The sequence below is a fragment of the Streptococcus sp. CP1998 genome (assembly GCF_041026655.1).
Taxonomy (GTDB): Bacteria; Bacillota; Bacilli; order Lactobacillales; family Streptococcaceae; genus Streptococcus; species Streptococcus dentalis.
The window spans coordinates 12,153-36,331 of the sequence record NZ_CP163380.1 but is presented as its reverse complement, the minus strand read 5'-3'; the positions used below and the strand labels follow the sequence as shown (position 1 = coordinate 36,331).

Annotated in this window: 15 protein-coding genes, 20 tRNA genes, 3 rRNA genes and 1 pseudogene; all 39 read right to left on the bottom strand. The window is 42.2% G+C overall.

Features of this window, described 5'->3' with window-relative positions; all coding sequences use genetic code 11:
- Window positions 1-12: 12 nt before the first annotated feature.
- Complete coding sequence (locus AB4X21_RS00255; RefSeq protein ID WP_369087958.1) at window positions 13-3,738, bottom strand: phosphoribosylformylglycinamidine synthase; 3,726 nt, start codon at window positions 3,736-3,738, stop codon at window positions 13-15.
- Between the two features lie 55 nt (window positions 3,739-3,793).
- Window positions 3,794-4,501: a phosphoribosylaminoimidazolesuccinocarboxamide synthase gene (purC, locus tag AB4X21_RS00250; protein ID WP_369087957.1), complete on the bottom strand. Its 708-nt coding sequence runs from the start codon at window positions 4,499-4,501 to the stop codon at window positions 3,794-3,796.
- A 150-nt stretch (window positions 4,502-4,651) separates the two neighbouring features.
- Complete coding sequence (locus AB4X21_RS00245) at window positions 4,652-4,900, bottom strand: phosphopantetheine-binding protein (protein ID WP_369087956.1); 249 nt, start codon at window positions 4,898-4,900, stop codon at window positions 4,652-4,654.
- 3 nt (window positions 4,901-4,903) lie between these two features.
- The gene (gene plsX, locus AB4X21_RS00240; protein ID WP_003009280.1) at window positions 4,904-5,899 is read right to left on the bottom strand and encodes a phosphate acyltransferase PlsX; all 996 of its coding nucleotides are present in this window, start codon (window positions 5,897-5,899) and stop codon (window positions 4,904-4,906) included.
- Window positions 5,896-6,675, bottom strand: a complete 780-nt coding sequence (gene recO / locus AB4X21_RS00235) for a DNA repair protein RecO (RefSeq protein WP_369087955.1) — start codon at window positions 6,673-6,675, stop codon at window positions 5,896-5,898. The genes plsX and recO overlap by 4 nt, the downstream gene beginning before the upstream one ends.
- Window positions 6,659-7,840, bottom strand: a complete 1,182-nt coding sequence (locus AB4X21_RS00230; RefSeq protein ID WP_369087954.1) for a pyridoxal phosphate-dependent aminotransferase — start codon at window positions 7,838-7,840, stop codon at window positions 6,659-6,661. Before AB4X21_RS00230 ends, recO begins: the two co-directional genes overlap by 17 nt.
- Before the next feature lie 155 nt (window positions 7,841-7,995).
- Window positions 7,996-8,847, bottom strand: coding sequence for a class B sortase, LPKTxAVK-specific (srtB, locus tag AB4X21_RS00225; RefSeq protein ID WP_369087953.1), 852 nt, complete (start codon window positions 8,845-8,847; stop codon window positions 7,996-7,998).
- 89 nt (window positions 8,848-8,936) lie between these two features.
- Window positions 8,937-9,590, bottom strand: coding sequence for an LPKTxAVK-anchored surface protein (locus AB4X21_RS00220; protein ID WP_369087952.1), 654 nt, complete (start codon window positions 9,588-9,590; stop codon window positions 8,937-8,939).
- 254 nt (window positions 9,591-9,844) lie between these two features.
- Window positions 9,845-9,985 carry a hypothetical protein gene (locus AB4X21_RS00215; RefSeq protein ID WP_369087951.1) on the bottom strand — a complete coding sequence of 47 codons (141 nt, stop codon included), beginning with the start codon at window positions 9,983-9,985 and terminating at the stop codon, window positions 9,845-9,847.
- A gap of 48 nt (window positions 9,986-10,033) precedes the next feature.
- Window positions 10,034-11,008 carry a ribose-phosphate diphosphokinase gene (locus tag AB4X21_RS00210; protein WP_369087950.1) on the bottom strand — a complete coding sequence of 325 codons (975 nt, stop codon included), beginning with the start codon at window positions 11,006-11,008 and terminating at the stop codon, window positions 10,034-10,036.
- Window positions 11,009-11,267: 259 nt separating this feature from the next.
- Window positions 11,268-12,486: pseudogene (gene pcsB, locus AB4X21_RS00205) on the bottom strand (peptidoglycan hydrolase PcsB).
- Between the two features lie 93 nt (window positions 12,487-12,579).
- Window positions 12,580-13,080 carry a rod shape-determining protein MreD gene (gene mreD / locus AB4X21_RS00200; protein WP_003002327.1) on the bottom strand — a complete coding sequence of 167 codons (501 nt, stop codon included), beginning with the start codon at window positions 13,078-13,080 and terminating at the stop codon, window positions 12,580-12,582.
- 1 nt (window position 13,081) lies between these two features.
- Window positions 13,082-13,900 carry a rod shape-determining protein MreC gene (gene mreC / locus AB4X21_RS00195; protein ID WP_369087949.1) on the bottom strand — a complete coding sequence of 273 codons (819 nt, stop codon included), beginning with the start codon at window positions 13,898-13,900 and terminating at the stop codon, window positions 13,082-13,084.
- A 62-nt stretch (window positions 13,901-13,962) separates the two neighbouring features.
- A tRNA-Ser gene (locus AB4X21_RS00190) sits at window positions 13,963-14,050 on the bottom strand.
- Between the two features lie 4 nt (window positions 14,051-14,054).
- Window positions 14,055-14,128, bottom strand: a tRNA-Ile gene (locus tag AB4X21_RS00185).
- A 33-nt stretch (window positions 14,129-14,161) separates the two neighbouring features.
- Window positions 14,162-14,232, bottom strand: a tRNA-Gly gene (locus AB4X21_RS00180).
- Window positions 14,233-14,248: 16 nt separating this feature from the next.
- A tRNA-Phe gene (locus AB4X21_RS00175) sits at window positions 14,249-14,321 on the bottom strand.
- A gap of 3 nt (window positions 14,322-14,324) precedes the next feature.
- Window positions 14,325-14,398 (bottom strand) — tRNA-Met (locus AB4X21_RS00170).
- 9 nt (window positions 14,399-14,407) lie between these two features.
- Window positions 14,408-14,497, bottom strand: a tRNA-Ser gene (locus AB4X21_RS00165).
- 10 nt (window positions 14,498-14,507) lie between these two features.
- Window positions 14,508-14,581: transfer RNA gene (locus AB4X21_RS00160), tRNA-Ile, on the bottom strand.
- Between the two features lie 16 nt (window positions 14,582-14,597).
- A tRNA-Met gene (locus tag AB4X21_RS00155) sits at window positions 14,598-14,671 on the bottom strand.
- A gap of 6 nt (window positions 14,672-14,677) precedes the next feature.
- Window positions 14,678-14,751, bottom strand: a tRNA-Pro gene (locus AB4X21_RS00150).
- A 19-nt stretch (window positions 14,752-14,770) separates the two neighbouring features.
- Window positions 14,771-14,844 (bottom strand) — tRNA-Arg (locus AB4X21_RS00145).
- 36 nt (window positions 14,845-14,880) lie between these two features.
- Window positions 14,881-14,954, bottom strand: a tRNA-Arg gene (locus AB4X21_RS00140).
- A 19-nt stretch (window positions 14,955-14,973) separates the two neighbouring features.
- Window positions 14,974-15,059, bottom strand: a tRNA-Leu gene (locus AB4X21_RS00135).
- A gap of 7 nt (window positions 15,060-15,066) precedes the next feature.
- Window positions 15,067-15,138, bottom strand: a tRNA-Gly gene (locus AB4X21_RS00130).
- Between the two features lie 23 nt (window positions 15,139-15,161).
- Window positions 15,162-15,234, bottom strand: a tRNA-Thr gene (locus AB4X21_RS00125).
- Between the two features lie 17 nt (window positions 15,235-15,251).
- A tRNA-Leu gene (locus AB4X21_RS00120) sits at window positions 15,252-15,333 on the bottom strand.
- A 6-nt stretch (window positions 15,334-15,339) separates the two neighbouring features.
- A tRNA-Lys gene (locus AB4X21_RS00115) sits at window positions 15,340-15,412 on the bottom strand.
- Between the two features lie 24 nt (window positions 15,413-15,436).
- A tRNA-Asp gene (locus AB4X21_RS00110) sits at window positions 15,437-15,509 on the bottom strand.
- Window positions 15,510-15,511: 2 nt separating this feature from the next.
- Window positions 15,512-15,584: transfer RNA gene (locus AB4X21_RS00105), tRNA-Val, on the bottom strand.
- A gap of 133 nt (window positions 15,585-15,717) precedes the next feature.
- Window positions 15,718-15,833 (bottom strand): 5S ribosomal RNA (gene rrf, locus AB4X21_RS00100).
- 79 nt (window positions 15,834-15,912) lie between these two features.
- A 23S ribosomal RNA gene (locus AB4X21_RS00095) occupies window positions 15,913-18,813 on the bottom strand.
- Window positions 18,814-18,936: 123 nt separating this feature from the next.
- Window positions 18,937-19,009 (bottom strand) — tRNA-Ala (locus AB4X21_RS00090).
- Window positions 19,010-19,062: 53 nt separating this feature from the next.
- Window positions 19,063-20,608 (bottom strand): 16S ribosomal RNA (locus tag AB4X21_RS00085).
- The 16S, 23S and 5S rRNA genes sit together here with 19 tRNA genes alongside, the layout of an rRNA operon.
- Window positions 20,609-20,851: 243 nt before the next feature.
- A complete protein-coding gene (locus tag AB4X21_RS00080) occupies window positions 20,852-21,331 on the bottom strand; it encodes a sigma-70 family RNA polymerase sigma factor (RefSeq protein ID WP_320911049.1) in 480 nt (159 codons plus the stop codon).
- Between the two features lie 154 nt (window positions 21,332-21,485).
- Window positions 21,486-21,557 (bottom strand) — tRNA-Glu (locus AB4X21_RS00075).
- A 91-nt stretch (window positions 21,558-21,648) separates the two neighbouring features.
- The gene (ftsH, locus tag AB4X21_RS00070; protein ID WP_369087948.1) at window positions 21,649-23,622 is read right to left on the bottom strand and encodes an ATP-dependent zinc metalloprotease FtsH; all 1,974 of its coding nucleotides are present in this window, start codon (window positions 23,620-23,622) and stop codon (window positions 21,649-21,651) included.
- Window positions 23,623-23,632: 10 nt separating this feature from the next.
- Window positions 23,633-24,175, bottom strand: a complete 543-nt coding sequence (hpt, locus tag AB4X21_RS00065) for a hypoxanthine phosphoribosyltransferase (protein ID WP_003018402.1) — start codon at window positions 24,173-24,175, stop codon at window positions 23,633-23,635.
- Between the last annotated feature and the right edge of the window lie 4 nt (window positions 24,176-24,179).

Below are 24,179 nucleotides of genomic sequence, written 5' to 3'. Positions count from 1 at the left end.
TTTGTATACCTTTTATTTTCCAGTAAAGTATTTAACCGCTGATGCAAAGAGATGTTGGTCTTTATTTCCTGGAATATTTTGGAAGAGACCATCTTCGAAACGTTCTGAGTGACCCATCTTACCAATAATTTGACCGTTCTTACTTGTGATACCTTCGATAGCATTTACAGATCCATTAGGATTGTATTTTGAATCCATGCTTGGTTTACCTTCGAAGTCAACATATTGGGTAAAGATTTGACCATTGTCACGAAGCTCTGCGAATTCCTCAGCTGTCACGACAAATTTACCTTCACCGTGTGATACTGGGATGGCATGGATGTCACCAACTTCTACTCCGGCAAGCCATGGTGAATTCGTGTTGGCAATACGTGTTTCAACCATCTTAGCCACGTGTTGGTTGGCATCATTGTAGAAGAGGGTTGGACTCGTGCTGCTTGCATCTTCAAAGTTACCGTATGGAAGAAGACCTGATTTAACAAGGGCTTGGAATCCATTACAGATACCAATAATCAAACCACCGCGTTCAATGAAGTGATCGATAGCTGCACGCACTTTTTCATTCAGCAAGATGTTCACGATGAATTTAGCTGATCCATCTGGTTCATCGGCTGCTGAGAAGCCACCTGCAAAGAAGATAATGTTGGCTTTTTCGATGTTGTCAACCATGGTGTCAACAGACTTGACAATTGCTTCTTCATTTAGTGTGACAAATGGTACCAAGTTGACTTTGGCACCTTCTTTTTCGAAGGCCTTAGCTGAATCGTACTCAGAGTTAGTCCCTGGGAATACTGGGATGTAAACCACTGGTGTTTCAACTGTTTCTTTTGCTTTGATCACAGCATCTGATGATACAGCAGGTACTTCTTCCAACTCCGTTGCCTGTGCAAATTCCGTTGGGTAAACCTCTTCCAATTTACCTTGGAAGGCACTGTCAAGTTTGTGTCCATCAAGCGTTACACCGTTGACAGTGAGTGTAAAATCAGTCACTGTTTGTCCAATCTTGGCAACACCTGCAATTTCTTCAGGCGATGTGAAGACGAATCCACCTAATTGAGCTGTCAAGCTAGTGTCAAGGTTAGCTAATTCGACGTTAGCTCCAATATGGTTCCCAAATGTTGCAAGGGCAAGAGCTTCAACCACACCACCATATTTAACAGCTGATGCAGCTGTCACTTTGTGATCAGCTTGGATAGCTTCAAATTGAGTAAAGTTAGATTTAATAAGATCGAAGTCAATTTCTTGTGCCAAAGCTTGACCAGGAATGTAGTAAATATTTTCACCAGCAGCTTTGAATTCTGGAGAAAGAACCTTACGGCTATCTGCAGTTGTGACCCCAAAAGCAACCAAGGTTGGTGGTACGGTTAATTCTTCAAAGGTACCAGACATCGAGTCTTTCCCACCGATAGATGGCAAACCAAGTTGAATCTGAGCTTCGATTGATCCAAGGAGAGCAGCTACTGGTTGACCAAAACGCTCTGCTTGTTTATCCATCCGCTCGAAGTATTCTTGATAAGAGAAACGAGCCTTAGACCAGTTTGCACCAGCGGCAACCAAACGAGCAGTTGCTTCGATGACTGCATAGGCAGCACCATGATATGGAGACCATTCTGCTACATAAGGGTTGAATCCTTGTGCCATAACAGAAGCAGTTGTTGTCACGCCGTGTTGAACTGGCAATTTCTGTACAGAAGCTTCTGTTGGTGTGATTTGGTAGCGACCACCGAGTGGGTGATTAACTGTTGAACGACCAACTGAGCTATCAAAGATGGTTTGTAAACCTTTTTGACTGGCATGGTTCAGGTCAGCCAAGACTTCAAGAGTATCCGCTTCAAGTGTTTCAGCAGATGTTTGACGTTCTTCTGGAAGCTTGACATCCTTGTCAACCACCTTAGCATCTACAACCACACGTACACCGTTTGTATCAAGGAAACGACGTTCCAAATCAACGATGGTTTCACCATTCCAGTGCATGACAAGATTTGGTTTCTCCGTCACTGTCGCAACGACAACAGCATCAATATTTTCTTTGTTACATGCTGCAATGAAGGCATCCACATCTTCTGGACGAACCACTACAGCCATACGCTCTTGAGATTCAGAGATGGCAATTTCTGTGCCATTCAAACCTTGGTATTTCAATGGCACTTTGTCTAGATCAATTTCAAGACCATCTGCCAATTCACCAATAGCCACACAGACACCACCGGCACCAAAGTCATTTGATTTTTTGATCAGACGTGTCACTTCTCCATTACGGAAAAGACGTTGAATCTTACGCTCTTCGATGGCATTCCCTTTTTGGACCTCAGCACCAGCTGTTTCAACAGATTCAACCGTTTGAACTTTAGAAGAACCTGTCGCACCGCCGACACCGTCACGTCCAGTCTTACCACCAAGCAAGATAATCACATCGCCAGCTTCAGGCTTTTCACGGATAACATTTTCCTTAGGAGCCGCACCTACAACTGCACCTAGCTCCATACGCTTAGCAACGAAACCTGGGTGGAAGTATTCACGAACATAAGTTGTTGCCAAACCGATTTGGTTACCGTATGAAGAATAACCGTGAGCTGCTGTTTTAGAAATCACTTGTTGTGGCAATTTACCAGCGCGAGTTTCTGAAATTGGAGCTGTGATATCGCCAGCACCCGAGATACGCATAGCTTGGTAAACGTAGGAACGCCCTGACAATGGGTCACGAATGGCACCACCGATACAAGTAGCCGCTCCACCAAATGGTTCAATCTCAGTTGGGTGGTTGTGAGTTTCGTTCTTGAACATGAGAAGCCATGGTTCTTTCACACCATTGACATCCACTTCAATTTCAACTGAGCAAGCATTGATTTCATCAGACACTTCCATGTCATCCAAACGACCATTGGCACGCTCATAACGGCCAAAAATAGTCGCCATATCCATCAAGGTTTGAGGTTTTTCTGTACGTCCCAACTCATCACGCATGGCAATATACTTGTCATAAGTCGCTTGCAATTGTTTTTCAAATTTAGAAGCTGAGAAGTCGATGGTTTTCAACTCAGTTTCGAAAGTTGTATGACGGCAGTGGTCAGACCAGTAAGTATCCAAAACCTTCAACTCAGTCTCAGTTGGTACCCGTCCAATAGACTTGAAGTAATCTTGAATGAAGAGAAGGTCATCCACTTCCATGGCCAATCCTTGCTCTGCCTTGTACTTAGCAAAATCTTCTGCCGTATAAGTTTCAAAGAAATCCAAGCTTGGAATGGTCTTGTCAGACTCAGAGAAATCCTGTTTCGCAATGCCAACAGTGATATCTTTGAAACGAGAATCCACTGGGTTCAAAAGGTAGTTTTTGACAGCTTCCAACTCATTCGCATCAATATCCTTGTTAACCAAGTAAAGTTGTGCTGTGTTCACTGTTACATCATTTGAACTACCAAGCAAAAGCAAAGCTTCTTGTGAAGATGCTGCACGTTGGTCAAATTGACCAGGCAAGCTTTCGATCGCAAAGAAAGCATATTTCTCAAGATCAGCCTGAACCGCAGCTTCATCTAAAACAGTATCAGTCACTTGCTCAGAGAAGATATGTTTTTCCGCACGCGCAAACAAATCTTCTGCCAAATCAAAGACATCGTAAACCTGAACAATCCGAAGATCCTTCAAAGTTTTCAACTGAAGATTATGCTGTAATTCTTTTACTAAAGAGTCAGATTTCACACGAAAATCAGCTTTTTTCTCAACGAAAATACGTTTATCCATTTTATTTCCTTTATCTATTTCTACTTAAAGATTGTAGTGACGACCAAGTAGAACTTTACTTCAAGCCCTGTAATTTTTCTAAAACAACTTTATATACATCCGTTAAACTGCCCAGATCTCTACGAAAAACATCCTTGTCCATGTGATGACCTTCCGCATCCCAAAGGCGGCAGTTATCTGGAGAGAATTCGTCTGCCAAGATGATCTTACCATCCTTATCAAAACCAAATTCCAATTTGAAGTCAATCAAGCGAAGACCAATTTGTGCAAACCAATCTTTCAGCAATTCATTGATACGACGCGTTTCTTCCTTGATATAAGCAATTTGTTCATCATTGGCAATATCCAGGAACTTCACATGCTCATCATTGATGAATGGATCATCCAACTCATCGTTCTTGTAGTAAAATTCAACGATTGGAGTTTCCAAGTTCAAACCTTCTTCCACGCCAAACCGTTTTGAGAAAGAACCCGCAGTCACATTACGAAGAACAACTTCCAAAGGAATAATTTTTACTTTCTTGTTGAGTTGTTCTGTATCAGAAATACGTTCGATAAAGTGCGTTGCTACACCCATGACATTCAATTTTTCAAAAATAAGAGACGAAATCTGATTGTTTAGCACACCTTTCCCTTTAATCGTCTCCTTACGAGCCCCATTTAGCATAGTGGCTTGGTCCTTATAGACCGACTTAATCACATGTTCGTCCTCAGTAGTATAGATATCCTTAGCTTTTCCAGTATAAATCAGTTGATTGGTCATGACTTTGTTCGCCTTTCGTATTTTATCACCTTCATTCTATCACATAAAAAGTGTATTTTCAATAAAATTCCGTACAATATAAGCAGAATCCGAATAAAAAGGACAGAAAAAAAGACCATCCAGAATAATCTCTGAACGATCCCTTTTTCATTAGTGACCAGCAGTTCGTTTCTCGATATAGTCGGCAACATCTCCTACTGTGTTAAAGTCATCAATAGCCTTGTCTGGAATCTCAATTTGGTATTCATCCTCAAGATTGATAATAAATTCCATCAATTCAACAGAATCCGCCTGTAAATCCTTACGTAAGTCAGATTCCGAAGATACTTGAAAATCTGGTCCCTTGCGGTCTTTGAGAAATTTCTCAACAGTAGCTAAAATTTCGTTTTGTTTACTCATACATTACCCTTCCTTCGACAATTCCTTCACTGATTTTCCAACAACATCTGTCTCTAACATGGTCCGAATCTGACGAATCGTGCTATAGACAGCTTTGGCATCACTCGAACCATGCGTTTTAACAACAGGTGCTTGAAGGCCAAACAAGACCGCTCCTCCAACATCTGAGAAATCTAAGGTTTGCTTCAATGATTTCAAACGGTCCTTGAGCAGAAAAGCCCCCAATTTTGCCTTCCAGTTTCCAGTAGCAATTGCTTGTTTCAGCTGCTTCAAGATCCCAAAAGCTGTTCCTTCCATGGTTTTCAATACAGCATTTCCCGTGAACCCATCCGCCACAACAACATCAGCAACGCCATCCATCAAGTCACGCGCTTCCACGTTTCCAACAAAATGAATCGACTCATCCTCAGATAACAATTGGTAAGTTTCCTTGCGCAAAGGATCTCCCTTACTAGCTTCTGTCCCATTGTTCAATAGACCCACGCGTGGTTTTTGAATCCCACGAACATTTTCAGCATAATAGGATCCCATCACAGCATACTGATGCAAGTGCTCTGGTGTATTTTCCGCATTGGCACCCAAGTCTAGCATATCATAGCCACGACCATCAACCGTTGGAAGTGTCGACATCAAGCCAGGGCGTTCCACCCCTTTGATGCGGCCAACGATAAAGAAACCAGCCGCCAATAGCGCACCTGTATTTCCCGCAGATAGCATGGCATCGACCTCACCAGCCTTCACATCCTTGGCAGCTAAGACCATAGAAGCCTGTTTTTTCCGACGAATAGCACGCGTTGGCTCATCATCTGAATCGATTTTTTCTTCCGTATGCACAATCGAGACACGTTCGGTTGCGGTCAAATAGTCTTTGATTTTTGCCTCATCGCCATACAAGACAATCTCAATATCATCAAAATCACGAATGGCTTGATTCACACCTTCTACCAAGGCTTGAGGTGCATTATCGCCCCCCATTGCATCTACTGCAATTTTTTTCATGTTTCACCTCCAGATGAATCTTTCATAATCGCTCCCCAATCACTCAAGGAATCGATAAACTTTTTAGCTTTTAAATGGATCCCTACATACTCCTCATACAACTGATCAATTGCCTGACGCAGAGCTGCTTTCATCTCCGCTTGTAGGGAAATCGTCTCTAACTCACTGAATCGTACTGCTTGAAACTGATCCAATAAATAGAGAACATTCGGATGCCAGTGAGCGCGTCTTTCATCCTGATCATAATGATCCGGACAAAGGACCCCACTATAGCGAAAAGAGTAATCAAAAGGAAGTCCAACCCGATGACAGAAACAGCATTCATGCAGATTCAAGATAACTCCAAATCGTGATAGAATCTGAATCTCAAAAATATTGGTCAAAACCTCATAATCCAGTCCTTCTTCCATCAAAGACAAGGTCTTTTCCAAAAAAGCAAACAGGGCTGGATCCACCTGATTATCCTGAATACTTGCATCCGCAAGCGCCAGAACATAGGTCGCATAAGAAAGAGCAAAAAGATCTGCATTAATTTTCTTATAAATCTGCACATCTTGAAAATCATCAATATAACTCAACCCATCATCATTGATTTTCAACAACATATCTGCCGTTACCAAAGGTTGCAACATGGGATTCAACCGTGATTTTCCCGCATGTTTCACAAAAAACATCCGCTTCCCTGACTTCTCTGTGAAGATTTTGACCAGCTTGTCATCCTCACGAAACTCCCGATTATACAGGACAATTCCCCGGGTCTCAATTGACTCCAGCATGTTCTTCCATATACTCCTTCAAGCGTTTCATAGCTTCCTTGATAACCTCCATGCTGGCTGCATACGACAAACGCACATAGCCTTCACCATATTGACCAAAAGCAGCACCAGGAATGAAAGCAACCGCTTTTTCACGCGCAAAATCCTGCAAGAAAGCAAAGGAATCTTGATTATAACCAGCTGGGATTTTAGCAAAAATATAAAAAGCTCCATCTGGCTTAATCATCTCAAACCCAAGCGCGGACATCTGTTCAATAATATAATCACGACGCTTCACATATTCCTTCTTCATTGGCTCCGCATCATCCCGACCTTCCGTCAAAGCTTCGATCGCAAGATACTGGTTCATGGTTCCAGCGGCTGTTACCAAATACTGATGACTCTTGATGAGTTGGGCTGTCAATGCAGCAGGCGCAAAGATAAAGCCAAGCCGCCAGCCTGTCATGGCATGAGACTTAGACAATCCATTAATCACAATGGTCTGCTCAGGGATAAATTCTGCCATGGAAACATGTGCTTCCCCTGTATAAGTCAGCTCTGAATACACTTCATCACAGATGACAAACACTTCATATTTTTTCAAGACAGTAGCCAATTCCGCCATCTGCTCACGCGAATAAGTAACACCAGTTGGATTAGCTGGATAGTTAAGGATAACAGCCTTCAATTTTTCACCCTGCTCTAGAATAGCCTTTTCCAACTTTTCAGGCGTCAGGACAAAACGATCCGCTGTCGTGTCAATTTCGACAACATCTGCTCCCACCAAATTTATAATGGGTTCATAACCAGGGTAGGCCGGTGCTGGAAGAAGTACCACATCTCCAGGTTCCAAGATCGCTGTCAAGGTTGCAGATAGGGCTTCTGTTGCACCGATCGTCACCAATATTTCATCTTCAGGACGATAGTGAATACCATATTTATCAGCCACAAACTGACTCGCAGCCTCACGCAAAGCCAGCAAACCACTCATCCCAGTGTAATGGCTAAAATTCGCATCAATGGCAGCCTTTCCGGCTTCTTTTATATGTTCAGGAGTTGTAAAATCCGGTTCCCCCAACGTCAAACGCAAGACACCAGGAATGGAAGAAATTGATTGATCGAACTGACGAATCAAAGAAACTTCAATCCGATTCAGATTTTTATTAAAACGTTTCGTTAAATCCATAGAACACCTCCAAAAACACTTATATTCATTATACTATAAATAGGACCCCATCGCAAAAGAACAAGCCAGATCCCCATCTTTTGCTCAACATCAAAGGACATTGCAACAATCCTTCCATACAAAAAAGACTTAGCAATGCTAAGTCTTTCAAGTCATTATTGTTGACCACGTGTTGCCACATATGTCAATTGATCAGCATGTTTCGCTACAAAATCCTTCATTTCTGAATCAGGAATTTGACGAAGGTAGAGGTTAGAACGAATGGTTTCATCCTCTTCACGACAAGTTGACAAGACCAAGTATTTATCAGATGCCTTGATCTTAATATTAGGGTTCTTGGTTTGACCATCTTCATAGACCTTCTTCAACTGAGTCGTAAAGTCTTTGTCGTCTTCAAAGCTAGTACGATAGAAAGCAGTTGTTTCAGGGACAATCACCAAGCACATCGCTTCATAATAATACTTGCGCTCAGGTGTCTCAATGACAACATACGGATGTTGATCAAAGTATTCTTGCTTGTCATAGTAGTTGACATCGTTAAACATACGATGATCACCAACCTTACTACCACGAGCATGACCAAATAACCAAGTCAAACGATCACTAAAATCTTTCTTATTATCCGTATCCATAAAGACAGTACCCATATAGGGTTCATTTCCACCATCAAAAGTCTTATCCAAGTATGTTGCATTATCTCCTGTTTGAACGACAGGTTCATCCAACTCTGTACCTGGAGCATAAACATAAGCAATCGCCTCAGGGTTAACAGCAGTTAACTGAGCAAAACGATTCTTTAAATAATCTTTTTCTTCTTGACTAGGTTCATATTTCACAGCTTGTGTAGAAGAACTACTTCCAGAAGTTCCAGCCTTCTTTGCTGTATGAGAGGCCTTTCCACCAAATGGATTGAAGAATAGGAAGCCACATACGACCACAACAACTGCCACAAGGGCAGCAATTATGACACCTAATTTATTTGATTTTTTTTCTCCAGCTCTTTTCATTCAATTGATCTCCTCAAAATGATTTTTTCTAAAAAATAACACTGAGCCCAAGGACTCAGTGATATTTTTATGAGCTAATTAATTAGAAATTATTTAACTGCGCTAGTTTTTGGAAGTGATTTTTCACCAGCTTTTGCAGATGAAGATGAAGATTTAGCTCCAGCTACAGCACCGTTATCTTTACCATTTTCTTTTTTATCTGCTTTAGCATCTGCTGCTTTAGCACCAGCTACTTGACGCAAGTTACGGTAGTTAGCAGTGATATAGAATCCACTTGGAGTATCAGCATGAGCTTCAACGTCAACATCTACCAACCATTTAGTTCCATCATGTGGGTTAACTACTTCGATAGTTTGAGCACCCAACTGAGCTTTAGCAGTTACAGTTTGAGTTTTACCCCAAAGTTGGATACCTTGGCTGAAGTATGGGTTACGTGGGATAGCTTGCAAATCACCACCGTAGGTGTAGTTTTCACCAGTATAGTGATCTTGTGAAGTGATATCTTTTTTACCTACAAATGCTGGATCTTTAGCACGATCTTCTTTATTTGTACGAGTAAAGCTGTTTGATGCTTCAGAAGTTCCCTTTTCAACTTTTGGAGTTCCTGCTGCAGGTTGGTTGTTGAAAAGTTCAGCACGAAGTTTTGCTGCTTCATCTGGAGAAACTGTTTCTTGTGCGAATGCTGGAGCTGCTTCTGCAAATACAGCAAGAGTCGCTACTGATGATAATAAAACTTTTTTCATTGTTTTACCCCTTTTATAATTTAAAATATTCGTTACTTCGTAACTATGATAAGTATACTAGGATATTCTGCCTCTGTCAAGAGTTTTTCTGTTTTTTTTTAAATTTTTTTAAGTTTTTTTAATTTTAGTATCTAAAACCACGGTTTAGTTATATTTTTAACTATAGAATGATTGTTAGAGGCATCCTTATTTAACTTAATGACTAGTCATTGCAAGTCATCTTATTTATTTTGAATCATCATTTTTCTATTACTTTATTTCACCACTCCATTTTTAGGCAATCGTTTCTTGGGCAAGCGAGGATCCGCCTTTGCTTCTAGTTTTTTAGCTGCTTGAACCAGTTTTTCCCGTTTCTTTTCTTTTTTTAGATTTTGCCACCAGTTTCTGATTTCCATTTGTATTTCCTCCTACACAAAAGAGGCTGTTTTCCAGCCTCCTTATTGTTAACATTTTTTGGCATTTCCGATTTCAAACAGAGGAGAAAGAGGACGATTTTCATGAATGCGAACAATAGCCTCAGCTAGAAGTTTCGCAATCGAAATTTGCTCAATCTTATCAATCAAGCGATCTTCCGGTAGATAAATCGTATCCAATACCACCAACCTCTTAATGGCTGATTTTTGAATGTTGTCCATCGCTGGGCCTGATAAAACTGGGTGCGTACAGCTTGCATAAACCTCTACAGCTCCTGCTTCAGCAAGGGCATCCGCCGCATGACAGATTGTACCAGCTGTATCAATCATATCATCAATCAAGATACACGTTTTGCCTTCAACATTTCCAATGATGTTCATGACTTCACTCGTATTCATCTTATCGACACTCCGGCGTTTATCAATAATCGCAATCGGAGTCTTCAAAAATTCAGCTAATTTCCGAGCACGAGTCACACCACCATGGTCTGGACTGACAACAACATAGTCTTTTCCAATCATCCCGCGACGTTCGAAATAGTCTGCGATCAAAGGCGCACCCATCAAGTGGTCAACAGGAATATCAAAGAAACCTTGAATTTGAGCAGCGTGCAAATCAATTGTCAACAGACGATCAACTCCAGCAACCTCAAGCATATTAGCTACCAACTTAGAAGTGATTGGTTCACGAGCCCGAGCTTTCCGGTCTTGACGAGCATAGCCGTAATACGGCATCACCACATTAATAGATTGTGCACTAGCCCGTTTCAAGGCATCTACCATAATCAAAATTTCCATCAGATTATCATTAACCGGTGAGCTAGTGGATTGCAAAATATAAACATCTTTCCCACGGATTGATTCTTCAATATTAACCTGAATTTCTCCATCAGAAAATTGACGAACCGTTGACTTTCCAAGCGGTAATCCCATTTCGCGAGACACACGTTGAGCCAATTCTTGATTTGACGACAAAGCAAAGAGCATTAAATCAGAAAATGACATGATTTCCTCCAGTAAAATCTAAAACCATATTGTACAGTCAGCACAAATTTCTCCTGTAATCATTTTATCGCTTTTTAAGCAAATATTCAAATATTAATTTATGGAAATTACAAAATCTATCCCTACCTAAATTCTCTCAAATAACCTTCGATACGCACCCGCATAGCGGGTAGTTTTTTTGTCTCGCACCTAACGGAGCGAGACGGACTGAAAGTCACATAAAAAGAAGCAGAACAAATGTTCTGCTTCAGTATAATTCTTAGTTTGGATAGATATAAGTAACAGTACCTTGTGCTGTTGTTGGGTTAAACCAACCACGGTAGTTACCAATACTACGGATACCATTATAGTTAGACTCAGAGACTTGGATGCTTGTTGTAGATTGAACGGCTGTAACAACTGCTACGTGTCCATATCCACCATCATTCCAACACGCAATAGCACCAACTTGTGGTTGAGATCCTGTACGGAATCCTGCTCTGCTGCCACTTGCCATTGTCCACCATTACCCCAGTAATCACCTGCCCATGGAGCCAATGTCTTCGCACCCCATGTACATTCACCAACTGGATAAGATGATGCAGATGAACTATAAGTTGGACGAGAAGTAGTTGCTACTGGTGCAGCTTGAGTTTTAACAGCAGGTTGAGTGCTTGAGTTTGTGCATACTGGTGTTGCACTGGTGTTTGAGTGCTACCTGAACTTGTGCTTGAAGAGTTGTATTAGCAGAAGCCTTTACAGTTGCTTGTTGTTCTTTTTGTTTTGCACGATAAGTCGCTTCAGCTGCTGCTTCTTCTTGCTTTTTCAGCTTCAGCTTTTTGTTGCAACAAAGCATTCTTTTCGTTTTCAGCAGTTGATTTTTCGGCAGCCAAGTTTAATTGTGCGACTTTCAACTCAGCTTCTTTTGTTGACAAAGCTTGCGCATCATCTTCTAATTGCTGTTTGTTTGCAATAACAGTATTGATAGCGTCGTTGTTTTCTTTTTGTTTTTGTGCAATATCTTCTTTATCACGTTTTTGCTCTTGCAACATTTTGTTGTTAGCATCTGCAATTTCATTCATAGCAGAAATACGTGAGATAGCTTCTGTCAAAGATCCAGAGCTAACAATCGCATTAATATAGCTTGTTGCAGTTCCAGTTGTTTGAGCACTACGCGCTTGATTTGCAAGTGATTCTTGACGAGCAACAATATTTTTTGACAACTCATCGATCTCAGCTGACAATCGTTCAGATTCTTCATTTAAACGATCATTTTCAGCTTGAAGATTTTCTTGTTGTTTTTTAATTTCAGATACTTGACCTTGAATTTGATCTACCTGAGCTTGTGCACTTTGTTGTTGTTGATTAATACTATTGATTTTGTTATCTTGAGCAGCAATCTTATCATCTGTCGAGTCGGCTGATACACCAGCTACGACAGCACCTTGTGATAAAGCAACTGTACTCAATAAGATTGTGGCAAATAATTTTTTCTTCATTAGATAAATTTTCCCTTTCTAATAAGACACTAACTAGTATAACAAATTTTTTAAAAATTTATATTACGCTATTGTTACATTTTTATTGCGAGTTTATAAATAAATCTTTTCAAGTAACGGCTGTAATACTATTAAGAGAAGCATATTCAAAATTAAACTTGGGACAATTTGGTAAATAATTAGTGTAATCCAGTTGAATTTTATACCGATAAAAAGAAACAAAAGAAGATTGGTTAAAATCTGAAATAATAGAATCGTTAATAAAAATGTAAAAAAACGAGTCAATCGATTGACCAAAATAATCTGATTACACCGATAAAAAATCACCTGTAATAAAGGGAAGATTAAGAAGGCAATTCCTATAGTGTGTAAAAAATACACATCAAAACAAAAACCAAAAAGGATTCCCCACCAAATACAAGCTATCTCAGAGAAATAGAGGCTCAATAACATAAAACCATATAGAAATAAAAACGAAGTGGGTTCAAAGGAGTTTGAACTAAAACGAGAAACAAGAAAAGAGATTTGCCCATCAACAAATAAAGATAAGAATAAGATTAAAGATAAAAAATAGTACTTACGTATGACTTTCATACTACTCTCCAATCAATAGTACATAACGATTGACATCTAAATTAGCCTTTGGTTTCACACGAATTTCTTGCCCTAACTGATCAGATGCCTTTTGAGTAGAAGTTACTGTACCAAGAGGTAAGTCACTACTCTTATATTTTCCTAAACCACTTGTTGAAACCAGAGATCCTTTTTTTATTTCAACTGGATCTCCAATTTGCAACAACCGAAACTCACCTGTCTTCTCATCATAACCATATAATAAAGCAAAAATAGATTGTCCTTGACTCTCAATTTTAAACGTCAGGTGTTGTGAAGAAATAGTATCTTCGACTAATAATTTCACTTTACTAGAATTTTTCTCTATACTTTCTACCACACCAATGACGCCACCAGATGAAAGAACAAACATAGAATCAGAAATTCCATCTGAACTACCTTTATCAATAACAAATTCCTGATCCCACGAACCATAATTACGGTCAATAATCTCACTAACGACTTGTTTAGAACCCGATACAGAATTCTTGATTGACATCAAGTCCTTTAATTCTATATTTTCTGATTCCAAACGGCTAAGTTTTGACTGGTCAATATCCTTTTGATAAAGACGTGATTTTAACGAACGGTTTTCATCATTTAATTCAGATAAATTCTTTAAATCTTTTGCCTTAGATTCCACAACAACAAATGGTACCGATACGGCCTTATCAACTATAGATAATAGATCAGAAGATTTTAAAACAATCGAAGTTCTAACAGATGGAAAAAGAAATAAAATTCCTGAAACAGTTAAAACAAACACAAAACTAAAAATTTTAAAGAAACGATTCAAGAACATAGACGAAACCTTCAAAAATATAAAAAATAGTTTGAGATGACATCTCAAACTTCGAAATTATACGGAGAATGGGGGATTCGAACCCCCGCGCCAGTTACCCGACCTAACGATTTAGCAAACCGTCCTCTTCAGCCACTTGAGTAATTCTCCAAAATGGGCACGAGTGGACTCGAACCACCGACCTCACGCTTATCAGGCGTGCGCTCTAACCACCTGAGCTACGCGCCCAAGTTAAAAACTTGGTAATGAACTTATGTTCAAAGCGGGTGACGAGAATCGAACTCGCGACAACAGCTTGGAAGGCTGTAGTTTTACCACTAAACTACACCCGCTTATTATTAAAAGAAATGGCGCGAGACGGAATCGAACCGCCGACACATGGAGCTTCAATCCATTGCTCTACCAACTGAGCTACCGAGCCAAATTGCGGGAGCAGGATTTGAACCTACGACCTTCGGGTTATGAGCCCGACGAGCTACCGAGCTGCTCCATCCCGCGTTAATATTAAGGAGGATGTGGGATTCGAACCCACGCACGCTTTTACACGCCTGACGGTTTTCAAGACCGTTCCCTTCAGCCGGACTTGGGTAATCCTCCAAGATAACAATGGACCTTGTAGGACTTGAACCTACGACCACTCGGTTATGAGCCGAGAGCTCTAACCAGCTGAGCTAAAGGTCCAACAAGATCAACAATATAGCGGCGAAGGGGATCGAACCCCCGACCTCCCGGGTATGAACCGGACGCTCTAGCCAGCTGAGCTACACCGCCATAATATCGGGAAGACAGGATTCGAACCTGCGACACCTTGGTCCCAAACCAAGTACTCTACCAAGCTGAGCTACTTCCCGATCTAAAGCTACCGCTTTATGCACCCTAGAGGAGTCGAACCTCTAACCGCCTGATTCGTAGTCAGGTACTCTATCCAGTTGAGCTAAGGGTGCTCATTCCTATTTAATTCTTACATAGCCTTCCGACCATGCACCCTAGAGGAGTCGAACCTCTAACCGCCTGATTCGTAGTCAGGTACTCTATCCAGTTGAGCTAAGGGTGCTTCTTTCAACCTTTGTCTATGCCGAGGACCGGAATCGAACCGGTACGATCGTTACCAATCGCAGGATTTTAAGTCCTGTGCGTCTGCCAGTTCCGCCACCCCGGCCTCCTCAAGCGAACGACGGGATTCGAACCCGCGACCCCCACCTTGGCAAGGTGGTGTTCTACCACTGAACTACGTTCGCATTGCTTTCTTTATATAAAAAAATGCCGGCTACATGACTTGAACACGCGACCCTCTGATTACAAATCAGATGCTCTACCAACTGAGCTAAGCCGGCTCATTATTATTCTCTTATGCGGGTTAAGGGACTTGAACCCCCACGCCGTAAAGCGCCAGATCCTAAATCTGGTGCGTCTGCCAATTCCGCCAAACCCGCAAAATATGACCCGTACTGGGCTCGAACCAGTGACCCATTGATTAAAAGTCAATTGCTCTACCAACTGAGCTAACGAGTCTTAAAATAATTTTCATTATCTTAACGGTCCCGACGGGAATCGAACCCGCGATCTTCGCCGTGACAGGGCGACGTGATAACCGCTACACTACGGGACCTATGGGAGTTAACGGGATCGAACCGCTGACCCTCTGCTTGTAAGGCAGATGCTCTCCCAGCTGAGCTAAACTCCCTTATGGTCGTTTAACTCAGCCAACGGTCAGAAACTGCGTTTCTCTTATCCGCCGATTGGAATCTCGATTGCCTCTCAATTCCAACTAAGCTAAACTCCCAAATGAGCCTAGTATCTACTAGGCTCAATCTCTTGCTAAGCGACTACCTTATCTCACAGGGGGCAACCCCCAACTACTTCCGGCGTTCTAGGGCTTAACTGCTGTGTTCGGCATGGGTACAGGTGTATCTCCTAGGCTATCGTCACTTAACTCTGAATGATTAAACATTCAAAATTGAACATCTATATTCTAACAAGTTAACCTTTCGTTGTCAATATCTTCTGACTCTTTGGATAAGTCCTCGAGCTATTAGTATTAGTCCGCTCCATTGCTCACACAACTTCCACTCCTAACCTATCTACCTGATCTTCTCTCAGGGCTCTTACTGATATAAAATCATGGGAAATCTCATCTTGAGGTGGGTTTCACACTTAGATGCTTTCAGCGTTTATCCCTTCCCTACATAGCTACCCAGCGATGCCTCTGGCGAGACAACTGGTACACCAGCGGTAAGTCCACTCTGGTCCTCTCGTACTAGGAGCAGATCCTCTCAAATTTCCTACGCCCGCGACGGATAGGGACCGAACTGTCTCACGACGTTCTGAACCCAGCTCGCGTGCCGCTTTAATGGGCGAACAGCCCAACCCTTGGGACCGACTACAGCCCCAGGATGCGACGAGCCGACATCGAGGTGCCAAACCTCCCCGTCGATGTGAACTCTTGGGGGAGATAAGCCTGTTATCCCCAGGGTAGCTTTTATCCGTTGAGCGATGGCCCTTCCATACGGAACCACCGGATCACTAAGCCCGACTTTCGTCCCTGCTCGAGTTGTAGCTCTCGCAGTCAAGCTCCCTTATACCTTTACACTCTGCGAATGATTTCCAACCATTCTGAGGGAACCTTTGGGCGCCTCCGTTACCTTTTAGGAGGCGACCGCCCCAGTCAAACTGCCCGTCAGACACTGTCTCCGTAGATGATTAACCTACCGGGTTAGAGTGGCCATAACACAAGGGTAGTATCCCAACAACGCCTCCATCGAAACTGGCGTCCCGATATCAATGGCTCCTACCTATCCTGTACATGTGGTACAGACACTCAATATCAAACTGCAGTAAAGCTCCATGGGGTCTTTCCGTCCTGTCGCGGGTAACCTGCATCTTCACAGGTACTAAAATTTCACCGAGTCTCTCGTTGAGACAGTGCCCAAATCATTACGCCTTTCGTGCGGGTCGGAACTTACCCGACAAGGAATTTCGCTACCTTAGGACCGTTATAGTTACGGCCGCCGTTTACTGGGGCTTCAATTCATACCTTCGAGTTACCTCTAAGCACTCCTCTTAACCTTCCAGCACCGGGCAGGCGTCACCCCCTATACATCATCTTACGATTTAGCAGAGAGCTGTGTTTTTGATAAACAGTTGCTTGGGCCTATTCACTGCGGCTGACTTTAAGCCAGCACCCCTTCTCCCGAAGTTACGGGGTCATTTTGCCGAGTTCCTTAACGAGAGTTCTCTCGCTCACCTGAGGCTACTCGCCTCGACTACCTGTGTCGGTTTGCGGTACGGGTAGAGTATGATTAACGCTAGAAGCTTTTCTTGGCAGTGTGACGTCACTAACTTCGCTACTAAACTTCGCTCCCCATCACAGCTCAATGTTATAGAATTAAGCATTTAACTCAATTCACACCTCACTGCTTAGACGTGCACTTCCAGTCGCACGCTTTAGTTAGCCTACTGCGTCCCTCCTTCACTACATACTCTAGTACAGGAATATCAACCTGTTGTCCATCGGATACACCTTTCGGTCTCTCCTTAGGTCCCGACTAACCCAGGGCGGACGAGCCTTCCCCTGGAAACCTTAGTCTTACGGTGGACAGGATTCTCACCTGTCTTTCGCTACTCATACCGGCATTCTCACTTCTATGCGTTCCAGCGCTCCTCACGGTACACCTTCTCCACACATAGAACGCTCTCCTACCATACCTATAAAGGTATCCACAGCTTCGGTAAATTGTTTTAGCCCCGGTACATTTTCGGCGCAGGGTCACTCGACTAGTGAGCTATTACGCACTCTTTGAATGAATAGTCGCTTCTAAGCTAACATCCTAGTTGTCTGTGCAACCCCACATCCTTTTCCACTTAACAATTATTTTGGGACCTTAGCTGGTGGTCTGGGCTGTTTCCCTTTCGACTACGGATCTTAGCACTCGCAGTCTGACTGCCGACCATAATTCATTGGCATTCGGAGTTTATCTGAGATTGGTAATCCGGGATGGACCCCTCACCCAAACAGTGCTCTACCTCCAAGAATCTTAATGTCGACGCTAGCCCTAAAGCTATTTCGGAGAGAACCAGCTATCTCCAAGTTCGTTTGGAATTTCTCCGCTACCCACAAGTCATCCAAGCACTTTTCAACGTGCCCTGGTTCGGTCCTCCAGTGAGTTTTACCTCACCTTCAACCTGCTCATGGGTAGGTCACATGGTTTCGGGTCTACGACATAATACTATTGCGCCCTATTCAGACTCGGTTTCCCTACGGCTCCGTCTCTTCAACTTAACCTCGCATCATATCGTAACTCGCCGGTTCATTCTACAAAAGGCACGCTCTCACCCATTAACGGGCTCGAACTTGTTGTAGGCACACGGTTTCAGGTTCTATTTCACTCCCCTCCCGGGGTGCTTTTCACCTTTCCCTCACGGTACTGGTTCACTATCGGTCACTAGAGAGTATTTAGGGTTGGGAGATGGTCCTCCCAGATTCCGACGGGATTTCTCGTGTCCCGCCGTACTCAGGATACTGCTAGGTATAAAGACTATTTCGAATACGAGGCTCTTACTCTCTTTGGCTGACCTTCCCATGTCATTCTTCTATAATCTTTAAGTCCACGTTGCAGTCCTACAACCCCGAAGAGTAAACTCTTCGGTTTGCCCTCCTGCCGTTTCGCTCGCCGCTACTCAGGCAATCGCTTTTGCTTTCTCTTCCTGCGCTACTTAGATGTTTCAGTTCACTGCGTCTTCCTCTACCTATCCTTAACAGATAGGAGTACTAGCCATTAGCTAGTGGGTTCCCCCATTCGGACATCTCTGGATCGTCGCTTACTTACAGCTCCCCAAAGCATTTCGTCGTTTGTCACGTCCTTCTTCGGCTTCTAGTGCCAAGGCATCCACCGTGCGCCCTTATTAACTTAACCTTATTTTTGGTCTTGCGACCTAAACTCTTTAAATATTTACAGCGTTTCGGTTTATTTTCTTGTTACTATTTGATATAGATATTCAATTTTCAATGTTCAATCTTAACACCCTTATAGTGTTAATGGAGCCTAGCGGGATCGAACCGCTGACCTCCTGCGTGCAAAGCAGGCGCTCTCCCAGCTGAGCTAAGGCCCCACAAGACCTCTCAAAACTAAACAAGACCAACGTACAGGTTTCCTTTTCCTTAGAAAGGAGGTGATCCAGCCGCACCTTCCGATACGGCTACCTTGTTACGACTTCACCCCAATCATCTATCCCACCTTAGGCGGCTGGCTCCAAATGGTTACCTCACCGACTTCGGGTGTTACAAACTCTCGTGGTGTGACGGGCGGTGTGTACAAGGCCCGGGAACGTATTCACCGCGGCGTGCTGATCCGCGATTACTAGCGATTCCGACTTCATGTAGGCGAGTTGCGACCTACAATCCGAACTGAGACTGGCTTTAAGAGATTAGCTTGCCGTCACCGACTCGCGACTCGTTGTACCAGCCATTGTAGCACGTGTGTAGCCCAGGTCATAAGGGGCATGATGATTTGACGTCATCCCCACCTTCCTCCGGTTTATTACCGGCAGTCTCGCTAGAGTGCCCAACTCAATGATGGCAACTAACAATAGGGGTTGCGCTCGTTGCGGGACTTAACCCAACATCTCACGACACGAGCTGACGACAACCATGCACCACCTGTCACCTCTGTCCCGAAGGAAAACTCTATCTCTAGAGCGGTCAGAGGGATGTCAAGACCTGGTAAGGTTCTTCGCGTTGCTTCGAATTAAACCACATGCTCCACCGCTTGTGCGGGCCCCCGTCAATTCCTTTGAGTTTCAACCTTGCGGTCGTACTCCCCAGGCGGAGTGCTTAATGCGTTAGGCTGCGGCACTGAGTCCCGGAAAGGACCCAACACCTAGCACTCATCGTTTACGGCGTGGACTACCAGGGTATCTAATCCTGTTTGCTCCCCACGCTTTCGAGCCTCAGCGTCAGTTACAGACCAGAGAGCCGCTTTCGCCACCGGTGTTCCTCCATATATCTACGCATTTCACCGCTACACATGGAATTCCACTCTCCCCTTCTGCACTCAAGTTAAACAGTTTCCAAAGCGTACTATGGTTAAGCCACAGCCTTTAACTTCAGACTTATCTAACCGCCTGCGCTCGCTTTACGCCCAATAAATCCGGATAACGCTCGGGACCTACGTATTACCGCGTACGCTGGCACGTAGTTAGCCGTCCCTTTCTGGTAAGATACCGTCACAGCGTGAACTTTCCACTCTCACACTCGTTCTTCTCTTACAACAGAGCTTTACGATCCGAAAACCTTCTTCACTCACGCGGCGTTGCTCGGTCAGGGTTGCCCCCATTGCCGAAGATTCCCTACTGCGCCTCCCGTAGGAGTCTGGGCCGTGTCTCAGTCCCAGTGTGGCCGATCACCCTCTCAGGTCGGCTATGTATCGTCGCCTTGGTGAGCCGTTACCTCACCAACTAGCTAATACAACGCAGGTCCATCTCTTAGTGATGCAGTTGCACCTTTCAAGTCAACATCATGCAATGTCGACTTTTATGCGGTATTAGCTATCGTTTCCAATAGTTATCCCCCGCTAAGAGGCAGGTTACCTACGCGTTACTCACCCGTTCGCAACTCTTCCAGAAGAGCAAGCTCCTCCTTCAGCGTTCTACTTGCATGTATTAGGCACGCCGCCAGCGTTCATCCTGAGCCAGGATCAAACTCTCATTAAAATAATTGTTTGTCTTAAACTCATTCTGTCACTGACAGATTTATTGTTTCTTTATTGTTCAGTTACTATAACCTCAGTTATAGTGCCCTGCACATTGGTTCGTCTTGTTCAGTTTTCAAAGGCCTTTGTCGCTCTCGCGCGACAACTATATTAGTATATCATGACCTTCCCCTACTGTCAATACTTTTTTTCAAAAATTTTTACTTTCTTGAAAGTTCATTTAAACACTCTTAACTTTCAGTTTTTAAATTGAATTTTTAAAATCCTTTAAATAGTCCTCTAATTTCTTTTTCATTTTTGTTTTTCCTAGACATCTTCTGTTTGCTAGTAATGCTTCATATTGTTCTTTTTCTTTTACTGTTAATTTTTCTTTAAAACGTTTTAAAGAATCTCTTAAAACAACCAGTTCATCTAAATATATTTTTCTTGATGAAATTCTGTGGCTAATTTCTCCAATTTCAATATATGGAAGTCTATTAATTTTTCTTTTATCACTTTCCTGTTGTCTTATTTTATCTTTAATATGATTTCTAAATTTTGTTTTAAAATATGTATAAAGCAACTCTTCATTTGTTTCTATTTCAGGATTTTTTTGATAAAGTTCAAATAGAGTTAGCTGACCTTCCTGTTCCCAATCGTCTTTTTCCCATAATTGAATATAATATTCTTTTTCACATTTTCTTACGATATATTTTACTTTTTGATACATTTTATTAAATTCCATAAGCTCTCCTTTACTTTTATCTGTATTTTATAAAAATAAAGAAGCCCATTGGACTTTTTTTCTATTCTGCACGTTTTTTTAACTATTTGGTTATTATTTTTAACTATTTTGTCCAAATACACAAAAAAACTGCCACTTGGTGACAGTTTATCGATAGTCCGTACGGGATTCGAACCCGTGTTACCGCCGTGAAAAGGCGGTGTCTTAACCCCTTGACCAACGGACCATTTTTACAACATATTCTATTATACAGAATATTTTTACTCTGTCAACACTTTTTTTATAAAAAAAGAAGGAAATATTTTCCTTCTTTTAAATTAGTTGTTTTCTTCTAATTTTGACTTAATTTCATCATATGATAAAGGTTTTGCTTCTTCTTCTAATTCATGCTCTGAATTTTCGGGCATTTTTCCTGTTTCGTATAATGATTTAATTTGAACACTATCCAAGGTTTCATATTTTAATAGAGCTTCAGCAATCAGTTTATGCGTCTCTCTATTTCCTTGAATAATTTCCGCAGCTTTATTACGGGCTTCATTCAACAGACCACGAACTTCTTCGTCAATTTCGTAAGCCGTTTGTTCTGAAATCATTTTTTGTGGGCTTTGAGCACCAAACATTGCATGATTTCCTTCATATTGAACAGGTCCAAGTTTTTCACTCATACCATATTCTGTTATCATCGCACGCGCCATTTGGGTTGCTTGTTCGAAGTCATTTGAAGCACCTGTTGTTTGCGAATTAAAAATAATTTCTTCGGCAACACGTCCTCCCATGAGCCCTGCTAATTGTTCTTTCATGTCTTCTTTAGAAAGTAACATTTGATCTTCTTTAGGAAGGGCAATCATGTAACCGCCTGCGCGACCACGTGGAACAATGGTAACTTTATGAACCACACGAGCATTTGATAAGACCAGACCAACGATCGTATGACCAGCTTCGTGATAAGCAACCATTTCACGTTCTTTTTGTGAAATCGTCCGATCTTTCTTAGATGGACCTGCAATAACACGATCTTCTGCTTCATCGATATCTGCAACATCAATTACTTTTTTATTTCGACGTCTTGCAACCAAGGTCGCTTCGTTCAAAACATTTTCGAGATCAGCACCGACAAATCCTGGTGTCTGTTGAGCAACCAATTTCAAGTCGACGTCTTGAGCAAGTGGCTTATTCTTAGCGTGAACACGAAGAATCGCCTCACGACCTTTCACATCTGGACGTCCAACTAATACTTTACGGTCAAAACGGCCAGGACGAAGAAGGGCAGGGTCAAGGACATCCGAACGGTTTGTTGCTGCGATAACAATGATTCCTTCGTTACCTTCAAAACCATCCATCTCAATCAAGAGTTGGTTGAGGGTTTGCTCACGTTCATCATTTCCGCCACCAAGACCTACACCACGTTGGCGCCCAACAGCATCAATTTCATCGATAAAGATAATGGCTGGTGCTGCTTTTTTAGCATCTTCAAAAAGTGAACGAACCCGGCTAGCACCGACTCCGACAAACATTTCAACGAAGTCAGAACCAGAGATACTGAAGAATGGCACCCCAGCTTCACCAGCTACTGCTTTTGCTAAAAGTGTTTTACCAGTTCCCGGAGGGCCTTCAAGAAGCACTCCTGCTGGGATTCTTGCACCTAATTTAGTAAAGCGTTTTGGATCTTTTAAAAATTCAACAACTTCAACAAGTTCTTGTTTTTCTTCTTCAGCCCCTGCTACATCTGAAAAACGAACTTTTATATCTTCTTTATTAGCAGCACGGGCTTTATTACGACCAAAGTTCATGGCACCGCGGGCACCTCCGCCACCGCCTTGGTTCATCATTGAGAAGAAGAAGAACATGACGATAACAAATGGAACAATTGAAGTGAGAATTGTTATCCACATTCCACTTGAGCTCTCACGCTTGATGGTGATTTCTGCTTTGTGGTCAGCTGCTAATTTTTGTAATTCATTGACGGTGATATCAGATGGAAGGATGACACTAGTAAAGCGAGATACTTTTTGAACACTTGGGGTAAAAAATTGAATTCCTGTATCTTCTTTTGATTCTTTTGCTTTATTATAGGTCCCTGCAATTTCAATCACACTACCATTTGGTTGGTAACTGATCGTTTTGACATTATCATTTTTAATTTCTTTGACCAATTCTGTGTAGTTGATTTGCTGACTTTGACCAACTCCATTACCCGCAAAAAAGTACTGGAATCCTGTCACAGCTGCTACAATAATCAACAAATACAGAAATGGATTTCGAACAAAACCGTTATTTTTTCTGTTATTCATCTAGTCTCCTCTATTTTGAGTACACTTCCTCTTTTAATACACCAACATAGGGTAGGTTACGATAATTTTCATCATAGTCTAAACCATATCCTACAACAAACTCATTTGGAATCGTAAAGCAGGTGTAATCTGCTTCAATCTCAACCAAACGTCCCTCAGGTTTATCCAGTAAGGTAGCAATCTTTACAGATGCCGCATTTCGTTCTTCAAAGAGTTCTTTTAGACTCTTGAGGGTTTTACCTGTATCGATAATATCTTCTACAAATAAAATATCTCTACCAGTAATATCTTGGTCGATATCCTTGATAATATTAATAATACCTGAGCTTGCTGTCCCACCATGATAACTTGAAACCAGCATAAAATCCAATTCAATATGTGTATCCACGTGATTGATCAACTCTGCCATAAATGGAACAGAGCCTTTCAAAATCCCAACAAAAATTGGATTTTTTCCTTGGTACTCTTTTGTTAGGGTTTCACCCAATTTCTTTGCTGCTTCTACAATTTCATCATGTGAAACCAATACTTTTTTTATATCTTTTTCTAACATGTTT